General features: G+C 49.2%; 1 protein-coding gene. It reads left to right on the forward strand.

The window, feature by feature from the left end:
- Positions 1 to 539: AMP-binding protein (locus R7R24_RS29865; protein ID WP_318120608.1), on the forward strand; the 539-nt coding region annotated here is incomplete at both ends.

Consider the following 539-nt stretch of genomic DNA (forward strand, 5'->3'; position numbering starts at 1 on the left):
AAAAGATTTTCTCAGCGATTCACGAGAAAGTGTCTCGAGCACCGATTCATCGCAAGATCATGTTTACTTGGGCGGTGAACATGGGCGCGAAAATGGCACTTTGCCATCAAGAAAAACGCAAACCTTCGATGATGCTGCGCAAAGCACACGCATTAGCTGACAAGTTGGTGCTAAGTAAGTTGCGCGCACTGCTCGGTGGTCGTATCAACTTTATGCCATGTGGTGGCGCGAAGTTGGATGAAACCATTGGTCGCTTCTTCCATGCTATTGGCATCAACGTGAAGTTGGGCTACGGCATGACAGAAACCACCGCGACGATTTCGTGCTGGGATGACAAGTGCTTTGATCCGGATTCTATCGGTATGTCGATGCCTGGCGCGCAAGTGAAGATTGGCGAAAACAACGAGATTCTGGTTCGTGGCCCGATGGTGATGCGCGGTTACTACAAAATGCCAGAAGAGACCGAAAAGACGTTTGATGAGCACGGTTTCTTAAAGACCGGTGATGCTGGCCATATTGATGAAAATGGCAACCTGTTC

It is taken from the genome of Vibrio sp. 704 (assembly GCF_033339295.1).